Raw genomic sequence first — 14626 nt, 5'->3', positions numbered from 1 at the left:
GCCGAAGGAACCGAACCAGATGACTGGCCTCATCGTCCCGCCCGGCCAGGGCCGGAAACTGATCACCAAGGCGCAGGAAGTCACCTTCAAGGCCACCAAGGACCACGGCTCCTCCCTGTCGGTCTTCGAAGTGGTCGTCCCGCCCGGCTTCGACGTCGGCGCGCACGTCCACCACGACGCGCAGGAGTTCTTCTACGTCCTCGAGGGCGAGCTGGAACTCCTGGCGTTCGAACCGGAACGGCGCACCGAGGACTCCTGGCACCGGTGGACCTCCCCGGACGGCGACCGGATCACCGCCGCGACCGAGGGCGCCTTCATGTTCGTGCCCCCGGGCACCCCGCACGCCTTCCGCAACGCCTCCGACCGGCCGGCCCGCATGCTCTTCCAGTGCTATCCCTCGCCGTACCACGAGTTCTACTTCGAGGAGATCGCCGAGATCTGGCAGGCGGGCGGCACGATCGACCAGGAAGCCGTGGAACGCATGCGGCGGCGCTACGACGTCCACCAGCTGACCCCGCTGCGCTACGAACCCCCCACCCGCGAACCCGCGCCCGAACCTGAATCCGCGCCGGCATCCGTGTCCGGGCCCGACCCCGCAGTCGCGCCCGCGCCCGCGGCTGCGCCTGTGTCCGGATCCGCCCCGTCCCCGTCCCCGTCCCCGTCCCCGGCAACTGCGCCTGCCGTTGCCCCTGTTGTTCCCCCTGCCTCTTCCCCTGTTTCTTCCCCCCGGGCCGCCGGGCGCGGAGCGTGAACGGAGTTGACCACGATGGACGCGATTCCCCTGGTGCACGCGAGTCTGGGCGAGCGGGAACTGGCCGCCGTCGCCGAGGTGTTCGCCTCCGGCTGGCCGGCCGGCCAGGGCCCGCAGGGCAAGGCGCTGGAGGCCCGGCTCACGGCGGAGTACGCGGTCGGTGACGCGGTCGCGGTGAGCAACTGCGGTGCCGCCCTGCACCTGGCGATGCTCGCCCTGGGGGTGGGGCCCGGCGACGAGGTCATCGTCGCCGACTACGGTTTCCCGGCGCCCGCCCAGGCCGCCCGCTACGTCGGCGCCACCCCCGTCTTCGCCGACGTACGCCCCGACACCTACACCGTCGACCCGCGGGCGGTGGCCGACCTGGTCACCCCCCGCACCGCGGGCATCATCGCGGTCGACACGGTCGGCCTGCCCGCCGACTACACCGAACTGCAGGAGATCGCCGACCGGCACGGCCTGTTCCTCGTCGAGGACGCGGCCTGCGCCGTCGGCGCCACCTACCAGGGCGGTAAGGCGGGGGCGCTGGCGGAGGTGGGCTGCCTGTCCTTCCACGGCCGCAAGGGCGCCAGCAGCGGCGAGGGCGGCGCCCTGCTGGCCGCGGACCCGGAGATAGGCAAGGACGCGCGGCTGCGCTCGTCCTTCGGCATCGGCAGCATCTTCGACATGGGCAACGTCGTCGGCCTGCCGATCCCGGTGTTCACCGAGATCGGCTACAACTTCAAGCTGTCCGACATCGCCGCCGCGATCCTTCAGGTGCAGCTGGGCCGCATCGGTGAACTCCTGGCGCGCCGCAGTGCCGTCGCCGCGCAGTACGGCGAACTCCTGGCCGGGGAGGAGCTGCTGACACTGCCGTATGTGCCGGCCGACCGCACCCACGCCTGGCAGACCTACATGGTCACCCTCGACGAGAGGGTGGACCGGGGCACGGTGGCCACCGCGCTGCGCGCCCAGGGCATCGGCTGCGGACACGGCACGTTCGCCGGCCACACCCAGCCCGTCTTCGACGCGAAGCAGACCTGCCCCGTCTCCCTGGACCTGGCCACCCGCCAGCTCGCCATCCCGATGCACGCCGAACTGACCCAGGACCAGGTCACCCGCGTCGCCCACACCCTGCGCGAGGTGGTACGCGCCGACGCGGGCACCGCCCGCCGGGCCGCATAGCCGGCGGCCGCCTCAGCCCGCCGGCACGGCAGGGGCCCTGCATCTCTGCCCGCACTCACTCCTGCCCGCACCCGTCCCGGCACCCCGCACCCGTCCCGGCACCCTGCACCCGCACGTCTCCCGCCGTCCCGCTGCGTGCCCCCGAAGGAGACACATCGTCATGAAGGGCTCCACCGCCTACCGATCGATCCAGCGCCGCGGCCTGCACATCGGCCTGCTGCCCGAGATGGCCGCGGCCGTCGACCCCTCGACGCCGATCACCCTGGACCACGACCTGGACGTCCTGCCCGAGGCGGGACGGCAGCTGACGGTCCGCCAGTACGCCGGGCACGTCGACGACCTCGCCGGCCGCCTCCACGCGGCCGGCGTACGGCCCGGCGAACACGTCGTGATCTACAAGACGGCCAACGCCGACCACTGGATGCTCGCCGCCGCGGTCTCCCGGATCGGCGCGGTCGTGGTCAACCTCTCCCCGGCCCTGGACGCCACGACCGTCGGCGTCCTGCTGGAGCGGGTCGGCAACCCCACCCTGCTCACCGACGGCCACAAACTCGACCTCCTGGACGGCGTGCCGCTGGCCGGCCTCACCCGGCGGGTCATCACCTCCGCCGCCGACCGCCCGGGCGCCGTCTCGCTCGCCGAACTCGCCGGCGCGCCCCGGGTACGGCCGGTGCTGCGGCCGCTGGACGAGGCGGCCGTCATCACCCACACCTCCGGGACCACCGGCATTCCCAAGCTCGTCGTCCATACCCCCCGTACCCAGGCGATACGCCTGGTGCCGCAGTGGCGGCTGCTGGCCCTCAAGCGCAGGAAGGAGACCGTCGCCATCCACGTGCCCTTCGTGCACTCCCGGATGGTCGCCGCGATGTCCCTGGCCCTGCTCAAGCAGTACCCGGTGCTGCTGCTGCGCGAGACGGACCCCGCGGTCGTCGCCGAGCACTTCCTGGCCCACCGCCCCGCCTTCGTCGAGGCCCTGCCCAACTCCCTGATGGAATGGGAACAGCTCACCGACGACCCCCGGATGCCGTTCGCCTCCGTGAAGGTCTTCTCCAGCACCTTCGACGCCATCCACCCCGCCACCATGAGCCGGCTGCTGAAGTCCTCCACCCGGCGCGGCGCCCTGTTCTTCCAGATCTACGGCCAGAGCGAGGTCGGCCCCGCCGTCGGCCGCGCCTACTTCCGCCCCTTCGCCCACAAGGCCAACGGCCGCTGCGTGGGCTGGGCCATGCCCCGGGGCGCCGCCCGCATCCGTGTCGTCGGCAGGGACGGCCACCGCCCCACCCGGCGCCACCCCGGCCGCATCGAGGTCGCCTGGCCGGGCCTGGCCAAGACCTACCACGGCGAGCAGGACCGCTACGACAGCAACCGCACCGGCCAGTGGTGGGGGACCGGTGACGTCGGCTACCGCACCCGCCTGGGCTGCCTGCACATGCTCGACCGGGAGGTCGACATGATCCCCGGAGTGCACAGCTCCCTGGAGATCGAGGACGTCGTCCTGGGCAAACTGGCGGAACTGAGCGAACTCGTCGTCGTCCAGGGCCCCCGCGGCGAAGCGGTCCCGGTGGTCTGCACCACCGACGACACCCCCCTGGACGCGGCCCGCTGGCGGGCGGCCACCGCCGCCTTCCCGCAGCTCGCCGACCCCGTCCAGATCCCGCAGGCCGAACTGCCCCGCACCGCCACGCTCAAGGTGCAGCGCCTGGAACTGGCCCGCCGCTTCACCCAGCAGCCCGTACCGACACCATCCGATGCCCGTCACCGGCCGGCCGGTGTGCCGGACCACTCCACCGACCCGAAAGGCTGACGCCGTGACACCTCACGACACGCTCGCCCGACTGCGCGAATACATGGTCGGACCCTCGCGGTTCATGAGCCTGCTCTCCAGCTTCGAACTCGGTCTCATCGACACCCTGCGCGCACAGCCCGCCTCCAGCGCCGCCCAGCTCGCCGAGAAGGCCGGCACCAAACCCGACGCGGTCGAACAGCTCCTGTTCCTCCTCGTCAAGGAGGGCTTCGTCGCCCACGACGAGGAGGCGGGCACCTACACCCTCGACGCCCTCGCCGACGTACCCGTCGCCGACCTCGACCGCGCCCTGGCCTACATGAACCTGATCAAGGTCACCGCGCTGCGGCAGCTGTTCTACCTCACCGAGTCCGCCCGCACCGGCACCGTCGTCGGCCTCAAGGAGCTCTACGGCGCCGAGGGCACCCTCTACGACGCGGTCGCCGACCACCAGGACCTGAACGACTCCTGGCTGAAGCTGATGAACAACGTCACGGCCAACATCGACCCCTGGTTCTTCGACAACATCGACATCCCGGCCGGCTCCCGCGTCCTGGACGTGGCGGGCAACACCGGCCTGGGCGCGATCCACACCTACCGCCACAAGGCCTCCGAGGGCCTGACGGTCACCACCTTCGACCTGCCCGACAAGGAGGAACGGGCGCTGGCCAACTTCCGCGCCGAGGGTCTTGAGGAGCATCTGTCGTTCATCGGCGGCAACGTCTTCGACGAGATCCCCCAGGGCTACGACGTCGTCCTGGTCAAGCACTTCCTGGACATGTTCGACAAGGCCGACGTGGTCAGGATCCTGCAGGGCGTGCACAAGTCGCTCACGGTGGGCGGCACGGTCAACATCCTCGTCCCGGTCTACCCCGAGGACATCAAGGACACCGACAACTACAACGTCGACTTCTTCCCGGCCTTCTTCATCGGCGCCACCATGGGCCAGGGCGGCCCGCAGAAGCTGTCGGTCTACGAGCGCTGGCTGCGCGAATGCGGCTTCGAGGTGACCAAGACGCTCACCAAGGACCCCGCCGAGATCCCCCCGGACGTCATCCCCGTCCAGGCCATCCTGACCGCCCGCAAGACCGCCTGAGCAGGAGGAGACGACGGTGTCCAACTTCATGCTGCTGCCGGACGGGATGCGCCGCTGGTCCCAGAACCAGGGCGTCTCCCTCCAGGAGAGCTACCAGGCGATGGCCGACAAGATCGTCGAGTTCACCGGCTGGGTCCGCGAGGAAGGCTTCACCAACTTCTACATCGCCACCAACTCCGCCCAGAACTACACCCGCCCCGAGGCCGCGGTGACCACGTTCCTGGGCGCGTTCAACGACGTGGCGCGCCGTCTGCACGGCGAGGTCAACTTCGAGTTCTCCGGACTGCTGGACCTGGTGCCCGACACCTACCGCAGCGAACTGGAGGAGCTGAGCGGGAAGTCGGCCAAGGACGCGGGCTTCACCCTGCACTTCGTGCTGGGCATGTCCCTCTCCCGCGAGATCATCGGCATCTTCAACCGGCTCAACGGGAAGATCCCCGAGCTGACCGAGGAGATCCTCGCCGCCCACGCCTACGTGCCCGAGCCGGTCGACTACGTCCTGCGCACCGGCGGCCATGTGCGGCTGTCGAACTTCTACCCGCTGATGTCGCCCTTCGCCGAGCTGTACTTCTCCGACGCGCTGATGCCCGACATCACCCGCGCCGAGTTCGACACCGCCCTCGCCGACCTGCGCGGCCGCGACCGCCGCTACGGCGCCTACCCCGCCTGACCCCGCCGGGGCGCCCCCGCCGGGGTGCCCGCGGTGCCCGTTGTCCGTCCGCGCCGACCCGGCGGCCGCCCCCGGCGGCCGCCGGGTTTCGCATGCCCTCCCGCCCCCGGGTTTCCCCTCCGCCATGGGACGGACGGGAAACCCGGGGCGGGGGCCTGTCCGCTTTCGTTCCCGGCCGGATCCCCACCACGGAGAGCGTCGCCATGACCACCCACCAGACCTCGTCCCTCCTCCTGGGCCTGGCCGCCATCGTGCTGCTGGCCCGCCTGCTGGGCGCACTGGCCCGGCGCCTGCACCAGCCCGCGGTCATCGGCGAGGTCCTCGCCGGCGTCGCCCTGGGCCCCACCCTCTTCCACGGGGCGGTCTCCGACGCCCTCTTCCCGGCCGGTATCCGCCCCCTGCTCAGTGCCCTGGCCGCGGTCGGCGTCGCCGCCTTCATGTTCCTGGTCGGCCTGGAATGGGACGCCGCGATGATCCGCGGCAGCGGAAGCCTCGCCGCCACCGTCTCCTTCAGCTCCATCCTGCTGCCGTTCGGCCTGGGCACCCTGCTGGCCCTCTACCTGATGGACGACTACGGCACCGGCGACAGGACGGCGTTCATGCTGTTCATGGGCATCGCCATGTCGATCACCGCCTTCCCGGTCCTGGCCCGCATCCTCACCGACCGGGGCATGACCCGCTCCCCGCTCGGCGTGGTCGCGCTGGCCTGCGCCTCCATCGACGATGTCCTGGCCTGGTCCCTGCTGGCCGGCGTCGTCGCCGTCAGCGGCTCGGCCGGCCCCGACCAGTGGCGCATCCTGCTCGCCGTCCCCTACCTCCTGGGCATGCTCTTCGTCCTGCGGCCCCTGCTGCGCCGCTTCGTGGACCGCCGCCCCGCCCTGACCCTCACCCCGACGGTGTTCGCGGCCGTCCTGGTGGGCCTGCTGCTGTCGGCCGCCGCCACCGAGTGGGTGGGCCTGCACTACATCTTCGGCGCGTTCCTCTTCGGCGTGATCCTCCCGCGCACCGGCGGGGAGCGGCTGCGCGCCGACGTCCACGAACGCCTGGGCCAGCTCAGCGGCACCCTGCTGCTGCCGGTGTTCTTCCTGGTCGCCGGCCTCCAGGTCGACCTGTCCGGACTGGACGCGAGCGGCCTGGGCACCCTGGGACTGATCCTGCTGGTGGCCGTCGGCGGCAAGTTCACCGGCGCGTACACCGCCGCCCGCCTCAACCGGATGCCGCCGCGGCAGTCCGCCGCGCTCGCCACCCTGATGAACACCCGCGGCCTGACCGAACTCATCGTCCTCAACGTCGGTCTGCAACTGGGCTATTTGGGCCGGGACCTGTACTCCCTCATGGTCGTCATGGCCGTCGTCACCACCGCGATGGCCGGCCCCCTGCTCAGCTGGATCATCGGCCGCCCCGCCGCCGGCCGCCCGGGGGAGAGCACCGCACCCGGACACACGACAGACACCGCGAACCCCGCAGACACCGCAGACACCGCGAACCCCGCAGACACCGCGGACACCGCGGACACCGCGGACACGGTGCGCAGCACGGTCTGACATTCCGGCAGCGGCCACCGTGCCCCTGCCCGTCACCTCATTCCCCCTCATTCCCCCGAGAGATTTTCCAGCGGTTCTTGAGGACCCCCGCGCTATGTTCGAGAAGCGATACAGCGCGGGCCTCCCGCCGTATTCGGGGAATCGACGGCCGACGCCGACTACTTGGAGTTCTGATGTCCGCAGACATCGACGCGGAAAAGCTGTACTCGGCCATCGAGGAATCGGCCCGCCTGGTGGGCGCCCTCTGCTCCCGCGAAAAAGTCCGGCCGGTCCTGGACGCATTCGGCGGGACATTCGACAACGCCATGGTCGTCTTCAGTGTCCTGACCGGAGACCACCACGCCGGACAACTCGACTACTGCTTCACGATATCCCCCGACATCACCGACCCCTACGCCACAGCACTGGCGAGCGGGCTGACCGAGAAGACCGACCATCCCGTCGCCTCCCTCCTCGCGGACCTGCACGCCCAGGACTGGGACATCACCGAACACTTCACCGACTGCTCGGCCGTCAGCGGATTCAAGAAGATCTACGCGCATTTCCCCCGCGACCTGCAGAAGGTGACCACCCTGGCCGCCCTCCCCTCCATGCCGCCCGCCGTCAGCGCCAACCTCGGCCTCTTCGCCCGCCACGGCCTGGACGAGGTCGCGATGACCGGCATCGACTACCGCAGCCGGACGGTCAGCCTCTACTTCCAGTTCACCGAGCACAACAGCCCCCCGCCCCCCACCCTGGCGTCCCTGCTGCGCGAGATCGGACTGCCCCCGGCCAGCGAAGGGATGCTGGACTTCGCCGCCGGCTCCTTCCGCGCCAACGTCACCCTCGGCTGGGACTCCCCGGACATCGCCCGCGTCGCGTTCGCCCCGCCCCTGGGCGCCGGCCTCGACCTCGCGAAGATCCCCGCCCCCGCGGAAGCCCCCCTCCAGCACTTCGCGCGGGCCGCCCCCCGCGCCTACACCGGCGAACGCATGAACCTCTTCGCCGTCAAATGGCTGCCCACCGGCGAGTTCCTGGAGATCTGCTCCTACTACCGCCTGCCCGCGGCCTACGAACCCGTCCGTCTGATGCACACCCGCACCCCCCACCCCTGACCCCGGCGGCAACCGGAAAACAGGGGCGGACGCCGTGCCGGCCACCCCAGTTTTCCGAGGCGTGTCACAGCGGGACCGCCGTATCTCGTCGAAGAGGGTGACGCCTTCACACCGTCCTACGCACCACCACCAAGGGAGAAGACCATGGAGACACAGAGCGCGGCACCCGCGGCCGGGCCGAGCTCGGGGCCGGCCGCCAACCCGCGGCGATGGCTCATCCTCGCCGTCATCTGCACCGCCTACCTCATGGTCGGTGTCGACCTGACCGTCGTGAACCTCGCGCTGCCCTCCGCCCAGCAGGCACTGCACTTCACCGACGCCGACCGGCAGTGGATCGTGACCGCCTACGCTCTGCCCTTCGGCAGCCTCCTGCTCTTCTGCGGCCGGCTGTCCGACCTGATCGGCCGCAAGCAGACCTTCCTCATCGGCCTCAGCGGCTTCGCCGCCGCCTCCGCCGTCGGCGGCGCCTCCACCAGCTTCGGCATGCTGGTCACCGCCCGCGCCTTCCAGGGCGCCTTCGCCGCGATGCTCGCGCCGGCCGCCCTGGCCCTGCTGGCGACCACGTTCACCGACCTCAAGGAGAAGGCCAAGGCCTTCGGCATCTTCAGCGCCGTCGCCGCCGCCGGCACCGGCCTGGGCCTCATCCTCGGCGGCGCCCTGACCTCCGGCCTCAACTGGCGCTGGTGCCTCTACATCAACCTCCTGTTCGCCGGCGTCGCCCTCGCCGGCGGCCTGGTCCTCCTGGAGCGCCAGCCCCGCACCGGCGCCCGCATGGACATCCCCGGCGTCCTGCTCGCCTCCGGCGGCATGTTCTGCGTCGTCTACGGCTTCTCCAACGCCGCCGAACACAGCTGGCACACCCCCTCCACCTGGGGCGTCCTGGCGGCCGGCGCCGCACTCCTGCTGCTGTTCTCCCTCTGGCAGACCCGCGCCGCCAACCCGCTGCTGCCGCCCCGCGTCGTCCTGGACCGCAACCGCGCCGGCGCCTACCTCACCACCCTGTTCGTGGGCACCGGCACCTTCGGCGTGATGCTCTTCCTCGTCTACTACATGCAGACCGACCTCGGCTACTCCGCCATCGAATCCGGCGTCGCCCTCCTGCCGATGCTCGTGTTCACCGCCGTGGGCGCCAACGTCAGCGCCGTCAAACTCATGCCGAAGTACGGCCCGCGCCCCCTGGTCACCGCCGGCCTGCTGCTGAGCGCGGCCGGCATGGCCTGGCTGACCGGCATCGGCATCGACTCCGGCTACGCCGCCCACCTCATGGGCCCGGTCACCGCCGTCGGCCTGGGCCTGGGCCTCATCTACGGCGCGGCCCTGCGCACCGGCACCGCCGGCGTGGCCCTCCAGGACACCGGCATCGCCTCCGCGTGCGTCAGCACCGGCCAGCAGCTCGGCGGCGCCATCGGCACCGCCCTGCTCAACACCATCGCGGCCACCGCCACCGGCACCTGGTTCGACGACCACGTCCAGGGCACCCCCACCGCCCGCGAGATCCACCTCGCCTCCATCCACGGCTACACCACCGTCTTCTGGTGGTGCACCGCCGTCTTCGTCGCCGGCGCCCTCATCGCCGGCCTGATGCTCCGCAGCGGCCCCCTGCCCGCACCCCAGGCACCCCCGGCCGCCCAACCCGCCACCGAGCCCGAGGCCGCCCAGGCCTGACACCTCTCCACGGCAGGCCCGCGGGCCGGCGGCACCCGGCCACACCACCGGGCACCGCCGGCCCGCCCCCGTGCCCGCCCCTGCGCCTGTCCCGCCCGCCCGGGGGGCGGCCCCGTCACACCAAGGACCGAGGAACCCACCATGACGACGTCCCCGCCCGCCGCGGCTCCCGCCGGCTTCGCCTTCGACTTCGACCACGGCAACTTCTACCGGGACCTCATCGCCGCCGCAGGCGACTCCTCCGGACAGCACCAGGCCATCGCCCCCCAGGACGTGTCCCTCATCGTCTGGGTCCAGGCCGTCATGTGGGCCGCCCGCTTCGACGCCCTGGCCCCCTACCACCCCACCGCCGTCGGCGTCCACGCCCGCATCGACCGCCGCCCCGCCGCCGAAGGGGCCACCAACCGCAACAAGAACATCGCCGCCCTCTACGCCTCCTCCTACGTCGCCAACGCGGTCTATCCCGAACGCGAACACGTCATGCGCCAGATGATGACCGTGCTGGGCCTGGACCCCGACGACACCGCACCCGACCCCACCACCCCCGCCGGCATCGGCACCCTCGCCGGCCAGGCAGCCGTCCGCGCCCACGCCCACGACGGCATGAACTTCCTCGGCGACCTCGGCCGCACCTACCCCGGCCCGCCCTTCGCCGACTACACCGCCTACCGCCCCGCCAACACCCCCCACGACCTGACCGACCCCACCCGCTGGCAGCCCGCCCAGCGCCCCCACCGCCGCCGCGCCGGCGACGGCCCCGGAGACAAGGGCGTCTTCACCGTCCAGCAGTTCCTCACCCCGCAACTGCGCCTGACCACGCCCTACACCTACCAGGACCCCGCCCGCTTCGAACTGGCCCCGCCCGAGCACACCCGCCACCCCGCCACCCCCGCCTACCGGCAGGCCGCCGACGAGGTCCTGGCCGCCTCCGCCGCGCTCAGCGACGAGGACAAGGCCGCCGCGGAGTTCTTCGACAACACCTACCTCAGCGTCCTGCAGTCCACGAAGGCCGCCGCCCTCGCCCACGACAGCGGCCTCGACCTCGACGCCTGGGTCCAGCTGCTGTTCACCAGCTCCGTCGCCCAGCTCGACGCTTTGATCGCCGCCTGGCACCACAAGCACGCCTACGACGCCGTCCGCCCCTTCAGCGCGATCCGCCACACCTACGGCGAGCAGCCGGTCACCGCCTGGGGCGGCCCCGGCCTGGGCACCGTGGACGACCTCCCCGCCACCGAATGGACCGGCTACCTGCCCCCCGGCGACAGCCCCGAATACCCCTGCGGCACCACCACCCTGATCGCCGCCGAAAGCCAGGCCGCCCGCCGCTTCCTCGGCGACGACACCCTCGACTGGACCCACACCGTCCCCGCCGGCTCCACCCTCACCGAACCCGCCACCACCCCCGAAAAAGACGTCGAACTCCACTACGCCACCTGGAGCGACTTCACCCGGGCCTGCGCCCGCAGCCGCGTCCACGCCGGCTCCCACTTCCCCGCCACCACCGAACGCTCCCTCCACTTCGGCACCCAGTTCGGCGACCGCGCCCACGACTTCGTCCAACGCCACGTCAACGGCACCCCCGACCACTGACCCGCCCCGCCCTGCCACCGGCCCGGACGCGCACCCCCGGGCCGGACACCCCGTACACGCGGGACACGCACGCCCACCGCGGGCGCCGGCGACGGCACAGTCCCGCACCACCACCGCACACCGGCGCACCGGTCACGGGCGCGGCCCACGGCCCCGGGCGCAGACAGGGAACCGCCCGCGTCCCGCACCACCGCCTGCCCGGCCCCGGGCGCGGCGTCACCGCCCCGGGCCCGGCCGCGGGTACAGCCCGCTGTCCCAGCCCGCAGCCCCGGACATGGCCCCGCCCGCCGCACATGGCATCCCATCCGGCCCGGCCGGAGCGCACCGCATCCACGGAAGGAGACGCCTATGAGCCAGCCGACACCCTCCGCCCCGCCGACGCGCCCCGCTGCGCCGCCGGAGCCGCACACCCGCCGGGCCGACCTGGCGTCCCGGGCCTGGACCGAGGCCCTGGCCATGACCCGTCCCGGCCGCGCAGCGCGCCCGTGCGGTGAACTGGCCGCCGCCGCGCTGCGGGAGCACAGCGCGCTGTCGGCGGCCCTGGGCCGGAGTGTCCCGCTCACCGCGCTGGGACCGGGCGGCGGCGGAACCGGCGCCCTGGCCGCCTTCCTCGCGGTGTACGCCGCCCAGGACGAGAGCCGTACGGCCTCCGCCCGGCGGCGCGAACCGTGAACCCCGCCGCCCGCCCGCTTCCCCTCCGCGGGCGGGAACGGCGCCGTGTCACCGCCGCCGGGGCTGTCTCGTCCTGTGGAGGAGGGCGAACGGGCCCGGCAGGGAGGCGAGGAGGGGACCGCATGAGCAGGACCGGGGAGTTCGAACGGGCGCGGCCCCTGCTGTTCGCGATCGCCCACCGCATCCTGGGCAGCCCCGGCGCGGCCCGGCACGCCGTGCACACCGCCTGGCTGCGCTACGAAGCCGCCCCCGCCGTACCCGCCGACCCGCAGGCCTTCCTGACGGCCCTGGTCACCCGCACCGCCACGGACGCACTGCACGCACCCCCCACCACCCCCGGACCGGCGGCCCCCGCCCCAGCCCCGCAACAGCCGGCAGCCCCGGCCGACCCGACGTCCCCGGCAGCCCCGGCCGACCCGTCTGACCCGGCTGGCCCGGTGGGGGAGAGCGGCCCGGCAGCCGCAGCCGCGTCCTGCGCCCACCCGGCAGACCCGGCAGATCCGGTGGGCCCGCCATCGCCGCCCGAGGCTTCCCGCCGGCACGGCCCGGCACCCTCGGCCGCACCGGGGTCCCCGGCCGGCCCGGCAGAGCAGGTATCCCCGGCCGGTCCCGCCCCCCGGCCCGGGCCGGCCGCTCCGGCGCCTTCGGCCGGCCTGGCGGGCCCCCTGGAAGCGGGGCCGCCAGGACCGCCGGTCCCGCCCGCCCCGCTGCCGGCATCGGCGGCAGCCGTCCTGTTCCTGGAACGTCTGCCTCCGCTGGAACGCGCCGTCTTCGTCCTGCGGGAGATCTTCGGCCGCACCCTCGCCCAGACCGCGTCCGTCGTGGGCTGCTCACCGGCCGCCTGCCGCCGCCTCGCCGCCGCCTCCGGAGCGGGCACCGGCCCCGGCGGGGTGCCGCCCTGGCCCGGGCTGATCGCCGGCGCCACACCGGTGGCCCGGGTCCTGGGCGCCGTGGTCCCGGCCCTCCTCGACATCGGCGTCACCATGGAGCCGCGGCCTCCCGGACCCCGCCCGGGTGCGGTCTTCCGCGACCGCACCGGCACGGTCCTGGGCGTCCTGACCCTCGACGTCCTCGACGGCAGGATCCAGACGGTCCGCTGGGGCGCCGCGCCCGCCGCCTCCGCCCGTTCGCACCCGGAACCCGCCTGCCCGCACCCGGACCGCACCCCGTGACCCGCGCCCCGCCGCCGGCACCTGGGGCCGGCCATGTCACAGCGGGCCGCGCTGCCTCGTCCCGTTTCCGGACACCCCTCCCACCACCACGCCCCGCCATGACCCGCAGCCCGCACTCCCGTCCTCGCCGCACGACGACGCCCACCGCCAAGAAGGCCGATATGCCGCACTCCGAGCACCGCTCCCACGCCACCGCAGACCCGCTACGCTCATCACACAGCGTGCCGCAGGACACCGCCCGGCCGCGCGCCGCGCACCGCACGGCGCTGGGGCTTCCCGAAGGAGCCGGCATGAGCAGGACCGAGGAGTTCGAGGAACTGCGGCCCCTGCTGTTCTCGATCGCCTACCGCATCCTGGGCAGCGTCAGCGAGGCCGAGGACGCCGTCCAGGAATCCTGGCTGCGCTACGCCACCTCCCCGACCGAGGCCCGCTCGCCCAAGGCCTTCCTGTCGGCCACGGTGACCCGTGTCTCCATCGACGTCCTGCGCTCGGCCCGCGCCCGCCGCGAGGTCTACGTCGGCCAGTGGCTGCCCGAACCCCTGCTGAGCGACCCCTACGAGGACCCGGCGCGCTCCGCGGAACTGGCCGACTCCCTCTCCATGGCCGCCCTCCTGCTGCTGGAACGCCTCAGCCCCCTGGAGCGGGCGGTGTTCGTCCTGCGGGAGGTGTTCTCCTTCGGCTTCCCCGAGATCGCCTCGGCCCTGGGCCGCTCCGAGGCCGCCTGCCGCCAGCTCATGGTCCGCGCCCGCCGCCACATGGAGGCCGGCCGGCCCCGCTTCGAGGCCGACCGCGAGGAACGCGAGCACCTCGCCGGACGGTTCCTGGAAGCCGTCCGCGACGGCGACGTCGAGTGCCTGCGCGAACTGCTCGCCGCCGACGCGCAGATCGTCGGGGACGGCGGCGGCAAGTCCCCGCAGCTGGCGAAGGCCGTCTCCGGCGCCGGCAACGTGGCCCGCCTGCTCGCCTCCTACTTCCCGCTGCTGCTGAGCGTGGACGTGACCCTGCAGCCCCACCAGGTCAACGGCCAGCCCGGCGCGATCTTCCGCGACCGCGACGGCAGGGTCCTCAACGCCTGGACCCTCGACATCCTCGACGGACAGATCCAGACGATCCGCTCGGTCAGCAACCCCGACAAGCTCGGCCACCTCGGCCCGGTCGCGGACGCCTGGGCCGTCAGCCGCGAGGCGAACCGGGCCCGCAGGCCCTCCGACTCCGCCTCGGACTGAGACACAGCCCCTCGAAGGGAAACAGGGAAAAGCCACAGACATCCCGGAGAGGCACCGGAGAACAAGGACAGGAAAAGCAGAACACCGGCTGAGCAATATCGGCGGTGACACGACACTGAACCCACCCGCACCCTGGTTCATGAACGCGCTCGGCAGGCCGAAGAACTCTCCGAAGAACTCTTCACACGACCCGCGAGCG

At 72.7% G+C, this 14626-nt stretch carries 11 protein-coding genes and 1 pseudogene; all 12 read left to right on the top strand.

What is annotated here, in order from left to right; all coding sequences use genetic code 11:
* Positions 1 to 19: 19 nt before the first annotated feature.
* Positions 20 to 559, top strand: a pseudogene (locus ACIRB1_RS41595) (cupin domain-containing protein); the annotation flags it as partial.
* Between the two features lie 207 nt (positions 560 to 766).
* A complete protein-coding gene (locus tag ACIRB1_RS41590) occupies positions 767 to 1915 on the top strand; it encodes a DegT/DnrJ/EryC1/StrS family aminotransferase (protein WP_403469218.1) in 1149 nt (382 codons plus the stop codon).
* A 160-nt stretch (positions 1916 to 2075) separates the two neighbouring features.
* Positions 2076 to 3719 (top strand): class I adenylate-forming enzyme family protein, encoded by a 1644-nt coding sequence (locus ACIRB1_RS41585; protein WP_403469217.1) that lies wholly within the window; start codon positions 2076 to 2078, stop codon positions 3717 to 3719.
* 4 nt (positions 3720 to 3723) lie between these two features.
* Complete coding sequence (locus tag ACIRB1_RS41580; RefSeq protein WP_403469216.1) at positions 3724 to 4794, top strand: methyltransferase; 1071 nt, start codon at positions 3724 to 3726, stop codon at positions 4792 to 4794.
* A gap of 16 nt (positions 4795 to 4810) precedes the next feature.
* Positions 4811 to 5464: an undecaprenyl diphosphate synthase family protein gene (locus ACIRB1_RS41575; RefSeq protein ID WP_403469215.1), complete on the top strand. Its 654-nt coding sequence runs from the start codon at positions 4811 to 4813 to the stop codon at positions 5462 to 5464.
* Between the two features lie 203 nt (positions 5465 to 5667).
* Positions 5668 to 7008 (top strand): cation:proton antiporter, encoded by a 1341-nt coding sequence (locus ACIRB1_RS41570; RefSeq protein ID WP_403469214.1) that lies wholly within the window; start codon positions 5668 to 5670, stop codon positions 7006 to 7008.
* Between the two features lie 173 nt (positions 7009 to 7181).
* Complete coding sequence (locus ACIRB1_RS41565) at positions 7182 to 8102, top strand: aromatic prenyltransferase (RefSeq protein ID WP_403469213.1); 921 nt, start codon at positions 7182 to 7184, stop codon at positions 8100 to 8102.
* A gap of 144 nt (positions 8103 to 8246) precedes the next feature.
* Positions 8247 to 9767, top strand: coding sequence for an MFS transporter (locus ACIRB1_RS41560; RefSeq protein ID WP_403469212.1), 1521 nt, complete (start codon positions 8247 to 8249; stop codon positions 9765 to 9767).
* 141 nt (positions 9768 to 9908) lie between these two features.
* Positions 9909 to 11357: a DUF6851 domain-containing protein gene (locus tag ACIRB1_RS41555; RefSeq protein ID WP_403469211.1), complete on the top strand. Its 1449-nt coding sequence runs from the start codon at positions 9909 to 9911 to the stop codon at positions 11355 to 11357.
* Between the two features lie 348 nt (positions 11358 to 11705).
* Positions 11706 to 12029, top strand: a complete 324-nt coding sequence (locus ACIRB1_RS41550) for a hypothetical protein (protein WP_403469210.1) — start codon at positions 11706 to 11708, stop codon at positions 12027 to 12029.
* Positions 12030 to 12151: 122 nt separating this feature from the next.
* Positions 12152 to 13201, top strand: a complete 1050-nt coding sequence (locus ACIRB1_RS41545; protein WP_403469209.1) for a sigma factor-like helix-turn-helix DNA-binding protein — start codon at positions 12152 to 12154, stop codon at positions 13199 to 13201.
* Between the two features lie 290 nt (positions 13202 to 13491).
* Positions 13492 to 14427 (top strand): RNA polymerase sigma-70 factor, encoded by a 936-nt coding sequence (locus ACIRB1_RS41540; RefSeq protein WP_403469207.1) that lies wholly within the window; start codon positions 13492 to 13494, stop codon positions 14425 to 14427.
* Positions 14428 to 14626: the final 199 nt, after the last annotated feature.

Source organism: Streptomyces sp. NPDC096013 (assembly GCF_044763565.1).
GTDB lineage: Bacteria > Actinomycetota > Actinomycetes > Streptomycetales > Streptomycetaceae > Streptomyces.
Note: the sequence above shows the minus strand (reverse complement) of the source record. Positions and strands in the feature narration are given on the sequence as shown.

What these genes read in the sequence shown, in the direction of transcription:
- ACIRB1_RS41590 (WP_403469218.1), top strand. Translation starts at nt 767, where the DNA reads ATGGACGCGATTCCCCTGGTGCACGCGAGTCTGGGCGAGCGGGAACTG.
- ACIRB1_RS41585 (WP_403469217.1), top strand. Translation starts at nt 2,076, where the DNA reads ATGAAGGGCTCCACCGCCTACCGATCGATCCAGCGCCGCGGCCTGCAC.
- ACIRB1_RS41570 (WP_403469214.1), top strand. Translation starts at nt 5,668, where the DNA reads ATGACCACCCACCAGACCTCGTCCCTCCTCCTGGGCCTGGCCGCCATC.
- ACIRB1_RS41565 (WP_403469213.1), top strand. Translation starts at nt 7,182, where the DNA reads ATGTCCGCAGACATCGACGCGGAAAAGCTGTACTCGGCCATCGAGGAA.
- ACIRB1_RS41560 (WP_403469212.1), top strand. Translation starts at nt 8,247, where the DNA reads ATGGAGACACAGAGCGCGGCACCCGCGGCCGGGCCGAGCTCGGGGCCG.
- ACIRB1_RS41555 (WP_403469211.1), top strand. Translation starts at nt 9,909, where the DNA reads ATGACGACGTCCCCGCCCGCCGCGGCTCCCGCCGGCTTCGCCTTCGAC.
- ACIRB1_RS41550 (WP_403469210.1), top strand. Translation starts at nt 11,706, where the DNA reads ATGAGCCAGCCGACACCCTCCGCCCCGCCGACGCGCCCCGCTGCGCCG.
- ACIRB1_RS41545 (WP_403469209.1), top strand. Translation starts at nt 12,152, where the DNA reads ATGAGCAGGACCGGGGAGTTCGAACGGGCGCGGCCCCTGCTGTTCGCG.
- ACIRB1_RS41540 (WP_403469207.1), top strand. Translation starts at nt 13,492, where the DNA reads ATGAGCAGGACCGAGGAGTTCGAGGAACTGCGGCCCCTGCTGTTCTCG.